Source organism: Pseudomonas sp. PB103, from assembly GCF_009764635.1.
Classification (GTDB): Bacteria; Pseudomonadota; Gammaproteobacteria; order Pseudomonadales; family Pseudomonadaceae; genus Aquipseudomonas.
The window spans coordinates 1-17,676 of record NZ_RWIL01000120.1 but is presented as its reverse complement, the minus strand read 5'-3'; the positions used below and the strand labels follow the sequence as shown (position 1 = coordinate 17,676).

Sequence of the window (17,676 nt, the reverse complement as noted above, 5' to 3'; positions counted from 1 at the left end):
ACCGGGCACTCACCCCGTCGTTTTGCGCCACGAGTGCTAGTGTTTACCGGTGCAAAACCCTTCATTTACCTGCCTATGAACGAATATGTCGCAGCACCGCAAGCAGACACATTGTCGCACCCATTAAGCTGCGCAACGGATGAGCACCCGTAAAGGCATTGTCGGCACCGTCGGCAGTCGCTTTTGCAGATGCCCATTCAATGGAAGGTGAATGTGACCTGAGTGTCTCGTCCAGCTTCACCCACCTGTCCCCCTGTTTCCTCTGCCCGAGAATCAGGAGCAGGGCGACACAAGCCCCGAAAGGGGTGTTGCACGCGACGCTTTCCATCAATAACAAGCTTAAGCGGAGTACCACAGATGGCGTTCTTCACCGCAGCCAGCAAAGCCGACTTCCAGCACCAACTGCAAGCGGCACTGGCGCAGCACATCAGTGAACAGGCACTGCCACAAGTGGCGCTGTTCGCTGAACAATTCTTCGGCATCATTTCTCTGGACGAGCTGACTCAACGTCGCCTCTCCGACCTCGCTGGCTGTACTCTTTCTGCGTGGCGCCTGCTTGAGCGCTTCGATCACGCGCAACCGCAAGTGCGCGTCTACAACCCTGATTACGAGCGTCATGGCTGGCAGTCGACCCACACTGCGGTCGAAGTCCTGCACCACGACCTGCCATTTCTGGTCGACTCGGTTCGTACCGAACTGAACCGTCGTGGCTACAGCATCCACACCCTGCAAACCACCGTGCTCAGCGTGCGTCGTGGCAGCAAGGGCGAGTTGCTGGAAATCCTGCCGAAAGGCACCCAGGGCGACGGCATTCTGCAAGAGTCGTTGATGTACCTGGAAATCGACCGCTGCGCCAACGCGGCCGAACTGAATGTGCTGAGCAAAGAGCTTGAACAGGTTCTCGGTGAAGTCCGCGTTGCGGTCGCCGATTTCGAGCCGATGAAAGCCAAGGTGCAGGACATCCTCACCCAGCTCGACAACAGCGCGTTCGCCGTCGATGCCGACGAAAAGAACGAAATCAAAAGCTTCCTGGAATGGCTGGTGGGCAACCACTTCACCTTCCTCGGCTACGAAGAATTCGTGGTCACCGATCAGGCCGATGGCGGCCACATCGAGTACGACCAGAACTCCTTCCTCGGCCTGACCAAACTGCTGCGCACCGGCCTGACCTACGATGACCTGCGCATCGAAGACTACGCGGTGAACTACCTGCGCGAACCGACCCTGCTGTCGTTCGCCAAGGCTGCGCACCCGAGCCGCGTACACCGTCCGGCGTACCCGGACTACGTGTCGATCCGTGAAATCGACGCTGACGGCAAAGTCATCAAGGAACACCGTTTCATGGGCCTGTACACCTCCTCGGTGTATGGCGAGAGCGTGCGGGTCATCCCGTTCATCCGCCGCAAGGTCGAAGAAATCGAAACGCGCTCCGGCTTCCAGTCCAAGGCTCACCTGGGCAAGGAACTGGCGCAGGTGCTTGAAGTATTGCCGCGTGATGACCTGTTCCAGACCCCGGTCGACGAACTGTTCACCACGGTGATGTCGATCGTGCAGATCCAGGAACGCAACAAGATCCGCGTGTTCCTGCGCAAAGACCCGTACGGTCGTTTCTGCTACTGCCTGGCCTACGTGCCGCGCGACATCTACTCCACCGAAGTTCGCCAGAAGATCCAGCAAGTGCTGATGGAGCGCCTCAAGGCTTCCGATTGCGAATTCTGGACGTTCTTCTCCGAGTCCGTGCTGGCGCGCGTGCAGTTGATCCTGCGTGTCGACCCGAAAAACCGTCTCGACATCGACCCGGTGCTGCTGGAAAAAGAAGTCGTGCAAGCCTGCCGCAGCTGGCAGGACGATTACGCCGCACTGACCGTCGAAAGCTTCGGCGAAGCCCACGGCACCAACGTGCTGGCCGACTTCCCGAAAGGCTTCCCGGCCGGTTACCGCGAGCGTTTCGCTGCGCATTCGGCCGTGGTCGACATGCAGCACCTGCTGAGCCTCAACGAAAAAAATCCGCTGGTGATGAGCTTCTATCAGCCGCTGGGTCAGGTCTCCGGCCAACGCGAGCTGCATTGCAAGCTGTACCACGCCGACACGCCGCTGGCGTTGTCCGACGTGCTGCCGATTCTGGAAAACCTCGGCCTGCGCGTGCTGGGTGAATTCCCGTACCGTCTGCGTCACACCAATGGCCGCGAGTTCTGGATTCACGACTTCGCGTTCACCGCCGCTGAAGGCCTGGATCTCGACATCCAGCAACTCAACGACACCCTGCAGGACGCCTTTGTCCACATCGTCCGTGGCGAAGCCGAGAACGATGCGTTCAACCGTCTGGTTCTGACTGCCGGCCTGCCATGGCGCGACGTAGCACTGCTGCGCGCTTACGCCCGTTACCTGAAGCAGATTCGTCTGGGCTTCGATCTGGGCTACATCGCCAGCACTTTGAACAACCACACCGACATCGCTCGCGAGCTGACCCGGTTGTTCAAGACCCGCTTCTATCTGGCGCGCAAGCTCAGCGACGACGACCTGGAAGACAAGCAACAGCGTCTGGAACAAGCGATTCTGACCGCACTGGACGACGTTCAGGTGCTCAACGAAGACCGCATCCTGCGTCGTTACCTCGATCTGATCAAAGCCACGCTGCGGACCAACTTCTATCAGACTGATGCCAACGGCCAGAACAAGTCGTACTTCAGCTTCAAGTTCAACCCGCACGCGATCCCTGAACTGCCGAAGCCAGTGCCGAAGTTCGAAATCTTCGTCTACTCGCCACGCGTTGAAGGCGTGCACCTGCGCTTCGGTAACGTCGCTCGTGGTGGTCTGCGCTGGTCCGACCGTGAAGAAGACTTCCGTACCGAAGTCCTCGGCCTGGTTAAAGCTCAACAAGTGAAGAACTCGGTCATCGTGCCAGTGGGCGCGAAGGGCGGCTTCCTGCCGCGTCGCCTGCCACTGGGCGGCAGCCGTGACGAGATCGCGGCCGAGGGCATCGCCTGCTACCGCATCTTCATTTCCGGTCTGTTGGACATCACCGACAACCTGAAAGACGGCGCGCTGGTGCCGCCATTGAACGTGGTTCGCCACGACGATGACGACCCGTACCTGGTAGTGGCTGCGGACAAGGGCACTGCGACCTTCTCCGACATCGCCAACGGCATCGCCATCGACTACGGCTTCTGGCTGGGTGACGCGTTTGCGTCCGGTGGTTCGGCCGGCTACGACCACAAGAAAATGGGCATTACCGCCAAAGGCGCGTGGGTCGGCGTACAACGTCACTTCCGCGAGCGCGGCATCAATGTTCAGGAAGACAGCATCACTGTGGTCGGCGTCGGCGACATGGCCGGTGACGTGTTCGGTAACGGCCTGTTGATGTCCGACAAGCTGCAACTGGTCGCTGCCTTCAACCACCTGCACATCTTCATCGATCCAAACCCGAACCCGGCGACCAGTTTCGTCGAGCGTCAGCGCATGTTTGACCTGCCGCGTTCGGCCTGGACCGACTACGACACCAGCATCATGTCCGAAGGTGGCGGTATCTTCTCGCGCAGCGCGAAGAGCATCGCGATCTCCCCGCAGATGCAGGAACGTTTCGACATCAAGGCTGACAAGCTGACCCCGACCGAACTGCTGAACGCCTTGCTCAAGGCGCCGGTAGATCTGCTGTGGAACGGCGGTATCGGTACTTACGTCAAGGCCAGCACTGAAAGCCACGCCGATGTCGGCGACAAGGCCAACGATGCACTGCGCGTGAACGGCAACGAGCTGCGCTGCAAAGTCGTGGGCGAGGGCGGTAACCTCGGCATGACCCAACTGGGTCGCGTCGAATTCGGTCTGAATGGCGGCGGTTCCAACACCGACTTCATCGACAACGCCGGTGGTGTGGACTGCTCCGACCACGAAGTGAACATCAAGATCCTGCTGAACGAAGTGGTTCAGGCCGGTGACATGACCGACAAGCAACGCAACCAGTTGCTGGCGAGCATGACCGACGAAGTCGGCAATCTGGTGCTGGGCAACAACTACAAGCAGACTCAGGCGCTGTCCCTGGCGGCACGTCGTGCTTATGCGCGCATCGCTGAGTACAAGCGTCTGATGGGCGATCTGGAAGGCCGTGGCAAGCTGGATCGTGCCATCGAGTTCCTGCCGACCGAAGAGCAGATCAACGAGCGTATTGCCGAAGGCCACGGTCTGACCCGTCCTGAGCTGTCGGTGCTGATCTCGTACAGCAAAATCGACCTCAAAGAGCAGCTGTTGGGCTCGCTGGTGCCGGACGACGATTACCTGACCCGCGACATGGAAACGGCGTTCCCGCCGACGCTGGTCAGCAAGTTCTCCGAAGCCATGCGTCGTCACCGTCTGAAGCGCGAGATCGTCAGCACCCAGATCGCCAACGACCTGGTCAACCACATGGGCATCACCTTCGTTCAACGACTCAAAGAGTCGACCGGCATGAGCCCGGCGAACGTGGCCGGCGCTTATGTGATCGTGCGCGACATCTTCCACCTCCCGCACTGGTTCCGTCAGATCGAAGCGCTGGACTACCAAGTCAGCGCTGACGTGCAGCTGGAGCTGATGGACGAGCTGATGCGTCTGGGCCGTCGCGCCACGCGCTGGTTCCTGCGTGCCCGTCGCAACGAGCAGAACGCTGCCCGTGACGTCGCGCACTTCGGTCCGCACCTGAAAGAGCTGGGCCTGAAACTCGACGAACTGCTGAGCGGCGAAATCCGTGAAAACTGGCAGGCGCGTTATCAGGCATACGTCGAAGCCGGTGTACCGGAATTGCTGGCGCGTATGGTGGCGGGTACTTCGCACCTGTACACCCTGCTGCCGATCATCGAGGCCTCCGACGTGACTGGCCAGAACCCTGCTGAAGTGGCCAAGGCCTACTTCGCCGTGGGCAGTGCGCTGGACATCACCTGGTACCTGCAACAGATCAGCGCACTGCCGGTTGAAAACAACTGGCAAGCCCTGGCCCGTGAAGCGTTCCGTGACGATGTCGACTGGCAGCAACGCGCGATCACCATCTCCGTCCTGCAACAGGGCGACGGCACTCAGGACGTGGAAACACGCCTGGCGCTGTGGATGGAGCAGCACGAAAGCATGATCTCGCGCTGGCGCGCCATGCTGGTGGAAATCCGCGCTGCGAGCGGCACGGACTACGCGATGTACGCGGTGGCCAACCGTGAGCTGCTGGATCTGGCGTTGAGTGGGCAAGCGGTAGTGCCTGCGGTTGCTGCGAATGCCGAGCTTGAACTGGCGTAAGTAGTGGCTGAATGAAAAAGCCCCGGTGTCGTTAGATGCCGGGGCTTTTTTATGTCTGAGGGTTTTGTGTTGGCTGTTCCTGCCTCATCGCTGGCAAGCCAGCTCCCACAAGGATCGGGTGGACCACGATACCTGTGGGAGCTGGCTTGCCAGCGATGAGGCCCTTACATTCAATACAACTTCTGACCTTGCTGACTATCAAGCATCGACACTTTGTCCGCAGGCCGTGCGACTAAATTGTTGAGCGACTGGTCAAACTTTTGCAGCGCCCGAACTTGCACATCCTGCTGCTGATTAATATCCGCCACGATCTCTTCCGAACGCTTGAAGTCCGCCCACACCGGCGTCAATTCCCGTGCGTCCGAACCTTTCGCCGTACCGATATAGTTCAGCCGTGCATCATAAAAGTCTGCACTGACGTCGGCCTTGATATCGGAGCTGCGTGAAGTAATCAACTGGCTATGTGTATCGACGATCGCCACCACATCCGGCCGGGCCGCGCGCAGGCTTTGCATGTCCGGATACACCGTCACTGAGCCGAATTGACGCTGTAGCGAGGCGTTTACCCATTCCACCGCCATGTCTGGTTTTGAGCTGGCGACATAGGCATCGTGGATAGGTTGCACCAGCAGGCTCTGGCCGAAACCGGTGCCGGCGTTGGCCTGGTAGTCGCGCAAGTACTCGCGGTTGGTTTGCGTGCTTGGGCTGTAGACCACGCCGAGTGACACACCGGGGCCGCTTTTCACTTGGGCGGCGCTGCTGCGACCGACCGGTTGGGTGAAGAGTGTGTCGAGGGACGAGACTGCTTTGGGCGCAGTAGGCACCGAGCAGGCGGAAAGTGCTAAAACCGATATCGCCAAGGTACTGGCAAACGCAAGTTTCATGGTGTTTCTCCCGTGAAACAACATCAGTCGGAAAGTTTTAAGTTGTCGTCAATGACGGCAGTTAATTCAGACTAACCCCGTCAAGCTTTAAGCAACCTGACAATTTGCTGTCTGGTTTGCTGTTGAATAGTTTTATTCGCTGTAACCCGATTCGGTTAATTGCGTCGGGAAATAAAAAGGCGCAAATCGATGATTTGCACCTTTTTATTTATGGCTGATTAAACATCCATCAGTTTTTCAGCGGAATCAGCACTTGCTCATCCGGCGACAGCACCATGAACACCAGCAACTTCGCCGGCTTGGTTTTGCTGGCGTTTTTCGAGACCAGATGTTCGGAGCCGGCGGGCTCGTACCAGAATTGACCCTTCTTGTAGGTGATCGCCTGTTCGCCCTTCACCTGGGAAATCACCTCGCCTTCGAGTACGTAAGCCATCGCGGTGCCGTCGTGTTTGTGGGCGATGGAGGACTGGCCGGGTTTGTAGTCGACCTCGATCATCATGGCTTTTTTGCCAGGGGCGTTTTTCAGCATCTGGTCCTGGAGGACGGTGACTTTTTCCGAGGGGTCGTGGGCGAAAGCGGCCGAGGCGCAGAGGCTCAAGGCGAGGGCGGCGGCGAAGAAGGGCAGGGTTTTCATGGCGGGTTACCTGTGAGGGTTGGGGGTGCAATCACAGTAGTCCGCAGGGTGGCGCATTCAAACGGCCAATATTCGGGAAGATTGGGTGACCAATTGGAGGTTATTCAGCGTGTTTGAGTACGCCATCGCTGGCAAGCCAGGCTCCCACAGGGTTCAGCGTCGTTCGATAATTTAATCAACGACACAAAACCCTGTAGGAGCTGCCGCAGGCTGCGATCTTTTGATCTTGCTCTCAGACGATAGGGAAACTATTGAAGTCCACACTATTGGCCAATCGACTATCGATCAGGTCAATAAACCCCTGCGCCTCGGGCCGGTTGAAATGCGCTTGCATCGCCGCTTCCGACTGCCAGCGCGCACTGACCGTCCAGCGGTGGCTGTCCTCGGGGCAGCGGTCGACCAGGTAGGAATCGCAGCCCGGCGTTTCGCGCAGGGTTTCAACTATCTTCTGCAGTTGCTTGCCCAGTTCATCCGAGCGGCCGGCGGCGGCGTGCACCTGGACCGTATTGATCACTTCGTTGGACATTGCTCACACTCCTGAATCAGGCCGGACGAATCCTGCTCATTGAGGGATAACGCCTGTGCAGGATAGGCCTGCACCCCCTGATCACCAATAACCAATCGGCGGTTAAATCTTCAGGCCAATCATTCAGGCAACTTGTTGCAGGATGTCGCGCAAGCGATCCAGGGCGATATCGATGTCCAGTGTTTCGATGGCGCCGAAGCCGAAGTACAGGCCGTTTTTTGGCGGTTGCTGATAGTAAAAGCCGTTGATCGAGTACAAACCGACTTCGACTTTTTTCGCCAGTTCGATCACCAGCGCCAGGTCGATGGGCACCTTGCAGAACACCGCCATGTGGAACCCGGCGCTGGCCGGCACCGCGTCCAGCCATGGCGCCAGATCAGTCGCCATACGCGCGAGAATCCGCTCGCGGCGTTGGGCGTAGATCGCATGACAGCGGCGGATATGCTTGAGCAGGCAGCCCTCGGCGATGAACTTGGCCAGCGCCCATTGCGGCAGGGTCGAGGCGTGCAAATCGGTGAGCTGCTTGGCGCGGATCACCGCTTCGAGAATGGCCGGCGGCAGAATCGCATAACCCAGGCGCAATTCCGGCAGCAGGGTTTTCGAGAACGTCCCGACGTAGGCGACGATGCCGCGCTGATCGAGATTGAACAGCGAATCGGTCGGCCGGCCTTCGTAGCGGAACTCGCTGTCATAGTCGTCCTCGATGATGATCGCGCCCAACTCATGGGCGCGAGCCAGCAAGGCTTCACGGCGCGCCTGACTCATCGGCATGCCCAGCGGAAACTGGTGCGACGGCGTCACATAGATGAGGCGCGTGCCATCGGGAATGTGCTCGACCTGAATGCCCTCGGCATCCACCGGAATCCCCACCACCTCGGCGCCATGGGTGCCGAACAGCAGGCGTGCCGGCGGATAACCGGGATCTTCCATCGCCACCAGACTGCCGGGGCGAATCAACACGCGGGTGATCAGGTCCAGCGCCTGTTGCGCGCCGTTGCACACGACGATGTCTTCGTCCTGACAGTTAATCCCACGGGAAAATGCGATGTGGCGGGCGATCGCATTGCGCAGCGCCGGCAGGCCTTCGGCGACACTGTAGAAACCCTTGGACTGACCCATCTGCCGCATCGCATGGGCGACGCAGCGGCGCCAGTCATCCTGCGGAAACTGGCCCTTGCTGGTCGCACCACCGATGAAGTCGTAGCGCAGCGAGCCTTCCAGTGTCGGATGGCGCAGAAACACCGGCAGATTGCGCCAGCTCTCGATCACTTCGGCACTGGCCAGTTCGGTGTGGCTTTGCTTGCGCTGGACCTGCGCCGGGCGCGCGTTGACGTAGGTGCCTTTGCCGATCACCCCGGTGAGGAAGTTTTCGTAGGTCAGTTGCGCGTAGGTGTCGGAAATGGTCTTGCGCGAGATGCCCAGTTGCTCGGCGAGCAGACGGCTGGGCGGCAATTGCGTGCCAGCGGCCAGGCGCCCGGACTCAATGGCACCGCGCAGCTGCTGATACAACTGACCGGCAAGATCCTTGCGGCCGTTGATCACGACATGAAGTTCCATACCGGTAAGGCTCTCCGGGCAATTGAGTGTGCCGGCCAGATTACTCCCGTTTGTTTGCGGGGCAGTAGTTGCGTGGAGTAAAAAACTCGAATTGGTCACGTACCTTGTGGGAGCTGGCTTGCCAGCGATGAGGCCTTCGGATCCAGCATCAGTGCCAGCAGATATAGCGCCATCGCTGGCAAGCCAGCTCCCACAGGGTCAGTGTGCGTCCGAGTTCAGTGGTGTAGCGGTTTTCCGTGCAATTGGGGCTGTAATGCGCCGCTGTCGGCGTTTACGGTGAAGTCATTATTCCGTCTACCGAGAACCGCCATGTCCCCGCGCCTGGATTACTACAACGCTTCGCCCAAGGCGATGAAAGCGATGATTGCCATGGAGGCGCTGACCGCCAGCCTCAGTATCGAGCAGCCGCTGCTGCAACTGATCAGGATTCGCGCCTCTCAGCTCAACGGCTGCGCATTCTGCACCGACATGCACTCGGTGGACGCGCGGCGGGCCGGGGAGAGTGATCGGCGCTTGTATGCGATCGCGGTGTGGCGCGACAGCAACTTCTTCAACCCGCGCGAACGTGCGGCGTTGGCCTGGGCGGAGGCGGTGACGTTGTTGGCGGAAAGCCGCGTGCCAGATGAGGTGTATCAGCAGGCCCGCGAGCAATTCAGCGAAGGTGAACTGGTCGACCTGACCATGGCCGTCACCACCATCAACAGCTGGAACCGCCTGGCGGTGAGCTTCCGCCAAACGCCTAGCGATTGAAGATCAAAAGATCGCAGCCTTCGGCAGCTCCTACAGGGAACGATCAAAATCCCATGTAGGAGCTGCCGAAGGCTGCGATCTTTTGATTTTGACGTCGCCCTAATTCGCCGGCCGTTGCGGTTTCACAGAGGTGCCAAACGTATTGCCCATCCGCGTACTGGTCGCCGCTGGTGTCGCCAGGCCAACCTGATTCGGCGGCCGCTTATTCACCGGCACATTCAGCGCCTCCTGATTCTTCTCCGCCGCCGCAACGCCTTCCGGGTTGTTGCCCATCTGCTGGCTCAAACAGTCGTAATTCGGCGCCTTGTAGCCGCCGACTGTCACTTCCACACAGCCCAACGGCTGTTCGGCATAAGCGCTCGACAGCGCCATCAACAACAGCCCGCCAAGGCTCAATCGCCACAGTGTGTTCATGCTCGCCTCCTGGCCGGCCCGACGGGGCCGCGCTTTGGCTTGAGTCTAGTGCAAGCCGTGCGCAATTCCCGTGATGGTTTTTTTGCACCGCCCGTCACACCAGATTCATAAACAGCCCTCAGGATGACGATTTCCAAGGATTCGTCAGCCGTGCAGCGAGGCAATTCCACGGACGGTTTTCAGCGTTCAACGAGGCTTGTGCGCCGGATGTGTCTGGGGTGGCTGCTTGGCTGTGCGGCGGGCCACGCCATGGCCGACGCGGTGCCGGCAGACCTGCGGATGACGCTGCACATTCCGGCACAGGATCTGGCCCGCGCGCTGGATCAGTACAGCCACGCCACTGGCGTTGCGGTGCTGGTCGACAGCCAGTTGAGTCGCGGTCGTCGCTCGCTGGCGGTGGACGGTGAATTCACCGCCGCCGATGCCCTGCGTCGATTGCTCGGCGGCAGCGGTTTGATGGCGCGTTATGCCCGCGACGATGCGTTTACGTTGCAAGTGGCGCAGGTCGAAGACGTGCCGGCGCCGGCACAAAAACAGACGCCGGAAAGCGTCGCCGTCAACCGCAGTTACGCCACCGCCGTGCAAGCGGCGATCGAGCGCAACCTGTGCCGCTCGCCGCTGACCCGGCCGGGCAGTTATCGCGCGGTGTTGCAGGTCTGGGTCGGCCGCGATGGTTTGGTGCAGCACAACCGGTTGGTCACTTCGACCGGCGATGTACGGCGCGACAACGCGCTGGTGGAAAGTTTTCGCAATCTCAAGATCGACCGACCGACGCCCAGCGCCTTGCGTCAGCCGGTCACGTTGCTGTTGTTACCGGAGTCGTCAGGGAAACGCATGGAATGCACGAAATGGGAAGGAGTTTCCGGGGGATGAAAGACACCGGACAAGGTTCGATGGTCCAACTGTTCCTGACGTCCTACGAGGACTTTCGGGTGCGCCTGCGCCGGCGTCTCGGCTCGGAGGATCTGGCCAACGACGTGCTGCACGAAACCTACCTGCGCGTCGACCGCATGGAGACGCCGCCGAACGTCCTGCGGCCCAATGCCTACCTCTATCGCATGGCCCTGAACATCGCCGCCGACCGCCGTCAGGCCGATGCGCGCCTGCTCACCGGCGAGGAAGTCGAGGAGCTGCTGCAAATCGGCGACGAAGCCCTCGACCCGGCGCGAGTGGTGGGTGGGCAAAAGGAAATCCAGTCACTGCTCAGTGCGTTGTACGAGCTGCCGGCACGGCGCCGGAAGATCTTCATCGCCGCGCGTTTGGAAGAGGCGCCGCACCTGGAAATCTCCCAGCGCTTCGGCATTTCCACGCGCATGGTCGAGAAGGAAATCAAAGCCGCATTGGGCTTCTGCGCCGCGAAACTGGAAAGAAAAGTGTTTCAGCGGTTCGGTCGCGGGGCCGGAAAACCGTCTTCTGAATAGTGCCCGATCAATTCGTTGAGAATCTGCGCGTTTGAACATCTTTCGACTGACACCTGCCGAGCCATCGGCGGCCGACAATCTGCACAGCGAAGCCCGCGACTGGCTGGTCCTGCTGACCTCCGGCCGCGCCACCGTGGCCGACGCCCGCGCCTTGCGCGAATGGTGCGCACAGAGCGCCGAACATGCCCGCGCGTTCGAAGAGGCCAAGCGGTTGTGGCAGCAGCTGCAACCGGCCGTGGAGCAAATGCAGGCGCCGCGCGGGTTTGGTCGACGTGCTTTTCTCGGTGGGGCGATTGCTGCGTCGGCGGCGTTTTTGCTGGTACGCGGGACCATTCCCGGCGGCTTCGAAGGGCTGGGCGCCGACTACATCACTGAGGTCGGCCAACAGCGCCGCTTCGAACCGGCGCAAGGCGTGAGCCTGGAGCTGAACACCCAGACGCGGATCAATCAGCGCTCCATCGATAACGGCGTGCAAGGCTTTGAACTGGTCAGCGGCGAAGTCGAAGTGCAGACCGCGCGGTTGCCGCTGGCGATGCAGGCTGGAGGAGGGTGGTTGCGCGCCAGTCAGGCACGTTTCAACCTGCGCAACACCGATGAACAAGTTTGCGTGACTTGCCTCGATGGCGCGGTTGAAGTGGATGTTGAAGGTCGTAGTCTGCGCCTCGAACCGGGCCAACAAGTGACCTACGACGCGCGGCAGGTTGGTAGCGTGCAAAGTGTCGACACGGCCGCCGTGATGAACTGGCGCCAACAAGTGCTGGTGTTCAATGGCGCGACCCTCAGCCAAATGATCGACGAAATCAACCGCTACCGCCCCGGCATGTTGCTGCTGCTCAACCGCGAACTCGGCCAACGCCGCGTCCAGGCCCGCTTCAGTCTTGACCAACTCGCCGGCGTCGCACTGCTGATCCGCGACGCCTACGGCATCAAATGCACCGAGTTGCCCGGCGGCGTAGTCGTCCTCAGCTAACCCACACCCACCAACACAGCGCCACCCCCTGTGGGAGCTGGCTCGCCAGCGATGGCGGCCTCACAGCCAACCACCCCCCAACTGACTACCCCCAATCCAAATGTAGGAGCTGCCGAAGGCTGCGATCTTTTGATCTTCAAAATCAAAGTCAAAAAATCGCAGCCTTCGGCAGCTCCTACAGGAATATCTGATCAGAAGGGATATATGTCACTCCAACGGCCCAATCACCTGCCGATACTTCTCCACACCCTGCGCCGTACCCCGACTCAACCGAATCTCCAACCCCAACGGATCCTCTCGCCGATTTCCGCTCAACTGCCGCCACCCCTTATCCACCTCCCAAACCCGCACCTGCACATCACTGACATCACTCAAAACAGCCACCCCATTCCCAGGCGCCGGCAACGGATACCGACTCCGCGCCTCAGCCACCGCCCGATACAACGTGTCGCCCTTGACCCACCACCGCACCCGCTGCAAAGCCCCCGGCTGATCCGCCGCCGTACGAATAATGTCCAGCCGAAAACCCTTACTGTCGCTACTGCGCACAGTCAAAGCGGGCGGGGCGCTCGGCGGTTCATCATCCACCCCAACCTTCCTCGGCTCGGTCAACTCAATCCCCGCGCGCATCTCCACATCCCGCTGCAACTGATTCAGCGCCCGCAACAAACCGTCACTCTGCTCACTGCTCGCCTGCAAATGACTGTCCGCCCGCGTCACACTGTCCAGCCCCCGCCAGGCAATCAAACTCACCACCGCCATCAACAAAATCGCCACCATCACTTCAATCAACGTAAACCCTTGCTGGCGCTTCATTGCAGGCTGATCCTTCCGCTGCCATCACGCAGCACACTCAAGCGATTCAACCCATCCGACAACGTCAATTGCAGCGGCGGATTAATCCACTCAGCGTTCAGCACGACCTTCTGTTTCGGCTCCACCCGCACCTCCATCTTCGGACTCTGCCAGGCACGCGGCCGCAACTGCGGATCCTGCGCGAAATGATCAAACCCCTTGCCACTGTCACTGCGCCGACTAAACCGAAACCCCTTGGCATCACTCACCCACACAATCGGCCGGCCATCCGCGCGCGCCTCGGCCTGCGCGACCTGCAGCAACTGCGCCACCCGTTCGGCATCCTTGCGCAGCAACTGCAATGGATCGGGCTTGATACTCAGGCTGATCGCCGCACTGGCGATGCCGATGATCACCAGCACCACCATCAACTCGATCAGCGTAAAACCCTGTTGCCTGTTCATCACGCGCGCTCCTTTGCGTCCTGCGCCATCGTGCACGGCCAACATGTAAGGCGTGTGAAATAAAACGGAGAGAATTGCCGCGTAGGCTGACAGCAGGGATAAAAAGGAGATTCAACCCATGACCTTCACCGCACGCGTTTCCCCACCCCAAATGGTCCAGGCCCTCGCGCTGCTCGCCGCGCTGGTCGGCGTAGCGACATGGTCGTCGCTGCTGCTGACCTCCGCCGAATCACACACCCCGGCAGCGGCCCCGCAATTGCTGGCCGCGCGAAGTGATAGCCCGGCGCTGCAGTGGTTTTCCAATCAAACGGCGCCGATGGACATCAAGGTGAGCGGGGTGATGGCGGGGAGTCGGGGGGCGGTGGCGATACTGAGTTTGAACGATGGGCCACCGAGGAGTTTTTTGCAGGGGGAGAAGGTTGGGCCTGGGGTGAAGTTGGTGGCGGTGGAGGGGGATGGGGTGGTGATTGAGCAGGGTGGGGAGAGGGTGAGGTTGGGGGTGGAGAGGTTGGGGGAGGGGGTGGTTTTGCCTAGGCTGACTCGGCCCTGAATTGTAGAGTAGAAGTTAGGTTGTTTTACTACTTATATGGGAAAGAGTTTAAGTATAAGGAAAAGTAGAGAGAGAACAGGAAAAGAGCGTCCTTGCCTGATTTTTGTAAATGCCGACTACTAAAGTCATTATTGGGTAATAGGCATCCGAATGGCTGTCTTGATATAAGGCATCTGTTTCGTAACGAATTAAAGCAGAAATACAAAACTGTTTAAAATGGAATTCCTATATCGAATGAGAAATCACCATTCGTAATGGAAAACATTTGTCATGGCGGTTGCTATCTCTTTTTTAAACTGCTTGTCTTGGTTTAATTTGGCAACCATATCAAGATCAATGTCGTCCGCATCGATATCTACTGACAATGCTTCTTGTTTTTCACTCCAGCTTAAAGAAAGATCTGAAGTTGTGGAGAATTTTCGAGTGTGTCGGTAAAGAGCCATTCGTAAGGCAGGTTTAGCTAGGGTGTTAAAATCTGGTAATAGTACTTGGGTTTTTGACCAGTCCTTGTATGCGTCGCGATAAAATTTATCATAGCTTTCCTGAATGAATTCGCAATTGCTTGCGTGTAGTATGGAATATTGTTGTAAAATGTCTGGGAATGCGTTCGCAGTGATAAATTTAATTCTGGCTACTTCCTCTTTTTCGTTTAATATGTATCGACAAAGGTAGTCCTCGGCGTTCACTGATTCTGCTGAGATGCCATCATCTTGAAATAAGACTCTCACTAACTCGCTCTCAATGATTGATGCTAGGTTAAATTGATAAATTCGTTTTTTGTTTTTTTGGCGTTCCTTCAAAATACTCATCTCATAAGACTGTGCCTTCATTAGTGATGTAATTGAAGCAAATATATTTTTGTCGTTTTGAGGGGATGAATTTGCTTTGCTCATTTCTTGGAAGGCGAATACGTCTACATTTGGTGCGGAAAATAACACTGGGCATTCTTTTGATAGTTTTTCGTGATAAGACGGAGACCATGTCATTTTTGACATGTAGTGATGTATCGCGGGGTGGTTAGTCCAGCCTTTAAAAGGGCGCCAATTATAGTTGGGATCTTTGTCGTCCACCGGGCGAGATAGAAGAGTCCATGAGTTGGCTTCGTTTTTTTTGCAGCTTATAATTATTACGGTGTAAATGCTTAAGTCTTTTAGGTTTGTAACTTTATAGGCTAGCAGATCAATCTCCCTTACCGTTCCCTCGAGGTCATCAATATAACAACGGTTGCTAATCAGGTGCCATCCGTTTTTTCTCAAGGTTTTTCCGATTTCATACTCCAGCTTGAAACCGGTCTTCGAAATTGATTGAGCAATCTTTACCAAGTCAATAGCCATATCGCTCCCTTTGAATCATGGTTAAGTAATGTGAAAAGTGTTTCCAAATTATCAATTGGAAATAGCCTTGATGTAATTTTTCTTGATGACGGGAATAAATCGTATTATGACATCCTGAAATTTGCATGTGTTTCGCAAGTGTTCGTGCATCAGCTTCAATTCATATTGAGCCATCAATGGTATTTCAGTTTTAACCGGAGTCGCTGCGTGTTGATCGCACAGGAGCCATAGGCAAACAACATAGTCTTTGCCATGTATGTCCGCTATGTTGGGTTTTATGTAGTCTAAATATTCTGCTTTTTTTGTGCTGGTAGATAAATTTATATGATTCCTGATCTCTCCAAGGAAAGATTGATCGTTAATGAACGCATGGCAATAGAATTGGGCTTGTGAGAATAAATAGTTTGTTGAAGAGGCATTTTTGTATGGTTTGCAATGAATGATCCTAATCTTGTTGTCATTCGTGAGATCTAGAATGTCACAAAATTCTTTGTCTTTGCGACCAGAACCGATTTGAAGTTTTGCTTGGTCAAACAAAACGCATGAGGGGCGTATTTCGCAGATTGTCTTGTTAAAGATGCTCTCTCTATTCTGCATTTTTTCATCGTCGCTGATATCGACCCCCCTATAAATCTCCTCGCAAGCCTCTTCGTGGAGCGTGATTTTAGTGAAGTTGGTTATTTCGCTGTAGAAATCGCTATCTACCTCCAGCCATTTCCCATCACTTAATACAAAGTATTTCTCCCCTAGAGCTTGCTCAAAAGATAGGCAGTTATATAGTGGCCATTTCTTATAGCTAAGAACTTGGTCCTCTTCGTATGAGTACGCATAAATATATTTTGATTTTAGCTTTGTGACGGTTATTTTTTCTGCACTTATATGTTCGTATATTTGGCGAATTTCTAAATATGCATAAATTTTATCTCCGGATCTTTTGTTGTTTGAATAGGCGAATCCATAATCTGAGTCAATTAGTACTTCTGGTATTCCAAGGCTGATATTGCTCGTGTTTTTCAAGCGGAGTTGGTTGGCTAGATGCTCATTTAGAATATTACTGTCTGACTCCGTCGCCTCGTCAAAATGCTTGTAATTCGGAAACAGCTTGGTGTACTCCTTGCTTGCGTAAGCCACTAAAAAATCTTCGCAATAGTCGATCAATATCTGCCAGTTAAGTTTTTCTTTTCCAATAATTTTTATTGTTAAGTTGTTTCGACCTTGAAGGGTTATATTTTTATGGTCTTTCATGTGGGCTGAAATGTAACGCAGGTCTTCCGCTTCGCTAAGACCAAAAGCGAAAGAGTCAGCCGGTTTATTTACCTGCCTATCAATATGTGTTGGTGTAATTGCGTGGCTTTCACTTTTTGTCTGGCGTATTTCTTCGTTGCCACACATGTTCATGGCTGTTTTTATTCCGAAGTCCGGCTCAAAGGCATCGCGATCAAGATAACTTACAGCACTCCGTCCAAAGGTTGCCGCAAATACTCTGCCATTGATTGTTAAAAATAAGATCCCATTTGGATTCTTATTTTTTGAACTGAAGAGTGGCGCATCGTTCAAAGGGAGTTTTTCATTAATAAAGTTTAGCCATGGCGGATTTGATTTTGTGCTTGTGGTTTCAAAATATATAAAATGACAATCTGTCTCACTAACTGTGAATCTAAATTCACTTGCGGATAAGTTCTTTAAAACATCTTTTTTTTGATCAAATATTGAGCCGATTTTTTTATCTTCTCTTGCGAGAAAAAATGATATTTGTGCGATTTCAATTCCCTGGTCGGTCATGGCTTTCCCTTGGATTAGTCACGCATCATTCAATAGCTAAGCAGCATTAGTGCTTATGTCAATGAATCACCCTTGGCTTTTTGGATGAAACGAAAATCTGCTGGGCAGGGAACTGACTCCTAGTTCCAGCGTGCGCTCTGGCCTATACCAGACGCTGGAAAAGATCGAGCACCCGATAGGCAATCTTCTGGCAGCAGTGTCTAGAAGGGTGGCGAGTGAACGAGCCCCATGAAAGACAGGACACCGTTTCCCCCTTACGATAAGGGATAGGCAAACGGTTATGTTTATGACTAACAGCAACGATAAGAGTGGGGAGCTTTTGGGCCAGGAGCGGCGGCGCCG

15 protein-coding genes are annotated in these 17,676 nt (G+C 56.1%); 6 read left to right on the top strand and 9 right to left on the bottom strand.

Going from position 1 to position 17,676, the window contains the following annotated elements; translation table 11 throughout:
- Positions 1-357 precede the first annotated feature (357 nt).
- Complete coding sequence (locus EJA70_RS21140) at positions 358-5,253, top strand: NAD-glutamate dehydrogenase (protein WP_158833247.1); 4,896 nt, start codon at positions 358-360, stop codon at positions 5,251-5,253.
- Between the two features lie 170 nt (positions 5,254-5,423).
- Here the strand turns inward: EJA70_RS21140 and EJA70_RS21135 are convergent, their stop codons facing one another.
- The 4 genes from EJA70_RS21135 to EJA70_RS21120 all read right to left on the bottom strand — a co-directional run bounded on the left by EJA70_RS21135 (position 5,424) and on the right by EJA70_RS21120 (position 8,854).
- Positions 5,424-6,137: an ATPase gene (locus tag EJA70_RS21135; protein ID WP_158833245.1), complete on the bottom strand. Its 714-nt coding sequence runs from the start codon at positions 6,135-6,137 to the stop codon at positions 5,424-5,426.
- Positions 6,138-6,366: 229 nt separating this feature from the next.
- A complete protein-coding gene (locus EJA70_RS21130) occupies positions 6,367-6,771 on the bottom strand; it encodes a cupin domain-containing protein (protein ID WP_158833243.1) in 405 nt (134 codons plus the stop codon).
- Between the two features lie 232 nt (positions 6,772-7,003).
- Entirely contained in the window at positions 7,004-7,297 is a 294-nt protein-coding gene (locus EJA70_RS21125) for a putative quinol monooxygenase (protein ID WP_158833241.1), read from the bottom strand.
- 123 nt (positions 7,298-7,420) lie between these two features.
- Positions 7,421-8,854 (bottom strand): PLP-dependent aminotransferase family protein, encoded by a 1,434-nt coding sequence (locus tag EJA70_RS21120; RefSeq protein ID WP_158833239.1) that lies wholly within the window; start codon positions 8,852-8,854, stop codon positions 7,421-7,423.
- 309 nt (positions 8,855-9,163) lie between these two features.
- Between EJA70_RS21120 and EJA70_RS21115 the strand changes: the two genes are divergently transcribed.
- Positions 9,164-9,604 (top strand): carboxymuconolactone decarboxylase family protein, encoded by a 441-nt coding sequence (locus tag EJA70_RS21115; protein WP_158833237.1) that lies wholly within the window; start codon positions 9,164-9,166, stop codon positions 9,602-9,604.
- A 99-nt stretch (positions 9,605-9,703) separates the two neighbouring features.
- On the opposite strand, the gene EJA70_RS21110 is transcribed toward EJA70_RS21115, so the two are convergent.
- The gene (locus EJA70_RS21110; RefSeq protein ID WP_158833235.1) at positions 9,704-10,018 is read right to left on the bottom strand and encodes a hypothetical protein; all 315 of its coding nucleotides are present in this window, start codon (positions 10,016-10,018) and stop codon (positions 9,704-9,706) included.
- A 207-nt stretch (positions 10,019-10,225) separates the two neighbouring features.
- On the opposite strand from EJA70_RS21110, the gene EJA70_RS21105 reads away from it, so the two are divergent.
- Genes EJA70_RS21105 through EJA70_RS21095 form a run of 3 tightly spaced genes read left to right on the top strand, consistent with a single transcriptional unit; the run spans position 10,226 to position 12,409 of the window.
- Entirely contained in the window at positions 10,226-10,891 is a 666-nt protein-coding gene (locus tag EJA70_RS21105; RefSeq protein WP_158833266.1) for a secretin and TonB N-terminal domain-containing protein, read from the top strand.
- Entirely contained in the window at positions 10,888-11,439 is a 552-nt protein-coding gene (locus EJA70_RS21100; protein WP_007913935.1) for an RNA polymerase sigma factor, read from the top strand. Before EJA70_RS21105 ends, EJA70_RS21100 begins: the two co-directional genes overlap by 4 nt.
- Positions 11,440-11,470: 31 nt before the next feature.
- Positions 11,471-12,409 carry a FecR family protein gene (locus EJA70_RS21095; protein WP_158833233.1) on the top strand — a complete coding sequence of 313 codons (939 nt, stop codon included), beginning with the start codon at positions 11,471-11,473 and terminating at the stop codon, positions 12,407-12,409.
- A 207-nt stretch (positions 12,410-12,616) separates the two neighbouring features.
- On the opposite strand, the gene EJA70_RS21090 is transcribed toward EJA70_RS21095, so the two are convergent.
- Both EJA70_RS21090 and gspH read right to left on the bottom strand, forming a co-directional pair.
- Entirely contained in the window at positions 12,617-13,225 is a 609-nt protein-coding gene (locus EJA70_RS21090) for a prepilin-type N-terminal cleavage/methylation domain-containing protein (RefSeq protein WP_158833231.1), read from the bottom strand.
- Positions 13,222-13,668 (bottom strand): type II secretion system minor pseudopilin GspH, encoded by a 447-nt coding sequence (gene gspH, locus EJA70_RS21085; RefSeq protein WP_007913940.1) that lies wholly within the window; start codon positions 13,666-13,668, stop codon positions 13,222-13,224. The genes EJA70_RS21090 and gspH overlap by 4 nt, the downstream gene beginning before the upstream one ends.
- Positions 13,669-13,786: 118 nt before the next feature.
- Here gspH and EJA70_RS21080 point away from each other — a divergent pair, with 118 nt between their 5' ends.
- Positions 13,787-14,218 carry a type II secretion system protein N gene (locus EJA70_RS21080; RefSeq protein WP_158833229.1) on the top strand — a complete coding sequence of 144 codons (432 nt, stop codon included), beginning with the start codon at positions 13,787-13,789 and terminating at the stop codon, positions 14,216-14,218.
- A gap of 242 nt (positions 14,219-14,460) precedes the next feature.
- On the opposite strand, the gene EJA70_RS21075 is transcribed toward EJA70_RS21080, so the two are convergent.
- Together EJA70_RS21075 and EJA70_RS21070 are read right to left on the bottom strand one after the other, a co-directional pair.
- Complete coding sequence (locus EJA70_RS21075; protein WP_158833227.1) at positions 14,461-15,552, bottom strand: hypothetical protein; 1,092 nt, start codon at positions 15,550-15,552, stop codon at positions 14,461-14,463.
- A gap of 51 nt (positions 15,553-15,603) precedes the next feature.
- The gene (locus EJA70_RS21070; RefSeq protein WP_158833225.1) at positions 15,604-17,334 is read right to left on the bottom strand and encodes a DUF6119 family protein; all 1,731 of its coding nucleotides are present in this window, start codon (positions 17,332-17,334) and stop codon (positions 15,604-15,606) included.
- Positions 17,335-17,676: the final 342 nt, after the last annotated feature.

Bases quoted from the DNA above. Each gene is read 5' to 3' on its own strand.
- EJA70_RS21105 (WP_158833266.1), top strand. From the start codon at position 10,226: ATGTGTCTGGGGTGGCTGCTTGGCTGTGCGGCGGGCCACGCCATGGCC.
- EJA70_RS21110 (WP_158833235.1), bottom strand. From the start codon at position 10,018: ATGAACACACTGTGGCGATTGAGCCTTGGCGGGCTGTTGTTGATGGCG.
- EJA70_RS21075 (WP_158833227.1), bottom strand. From the start codon at position 15,552: ATGGCTATTGACTTGGTAAAGATTGCTCAATCAATTTCGAAGACCGGT.
- EJA70_RS21125 (WP_158833241.1), bottom strand. From the start codon at position 7,297: ATGTCCAACGAAGTGATCAATACGGTCCAGGTGCACGCCGCCGCCGGC.
- EJA70_RS21115 (WP_158833237.1), top strand. From the start codon at position 9,164: ATGTCCCCGCGCCTGGATTACTACAACGCTTCGCCCAAGGCGATGAAA.
- gspH (WP_007913940.1), bottom strand. From the start codon at position 13,668: ATGAACAGGCAACAGGGTTTTACGCTGATCGAGTTGATGGTGGTGCTG.
- EJA70_RS21140 (WP_158833247.1), top strand. From the start codon at position 358: ATGGCGTTCTTCACCGCAGCCAGCAAAGCCGACTTCCAGCACCAACTG.
- EJA70_RS21080 (WP_158833229.1), top strand. From the start codon at position 13,787: ATGACCTTCACCGCACGCGTTTCCCCACCCCAAATGGTCCAGGCCCTC.
- EJA70_RS21120 (WP_158833239.1), bottom strand. From the start codon at position 8,854: ATGGAACTTCATGTCGTGATCAACGGCCGCAAGGATCTTGCCGGTCAG.
- EJA70_RS21070 (WP_158833225.1), bottom strand. From the start codon at position 17,334: ATGACCGACCAGGGAATTGAAATCGCACAAATATCATTTTTTCTCGCA.
- EJA70_RS21130 (WP_158833243.1), bottom strand. From the start codon at position 6,771: ATGAAAACCCTGCCCTTCTTCGCCGCCGCCCTCGCCTTGAGCCTCTGC.
- EJA70_RS21100 (WP_007913935.1), top strand. From the start codon at position 10,888: ATGAAAGACACCGGACAAGGTTCGATGGTCCAACTGTTCCTGACGTCC.
- EJA70_RS21135 (WP_158833245.1), bottom strand. From the start codon at position 6,137: ATGAAACTTGCGTTTGCCAGTACCTTGGCGATATCGGTTTTAGCACTT.
- EJA70_RS21090 (WP_158833231.1), bottom strand. From the start codon at position 13,225: ATGAAGCGCCAGCAAGGGTTTACGTTGATTGAAGTGATGGTGGCGATT.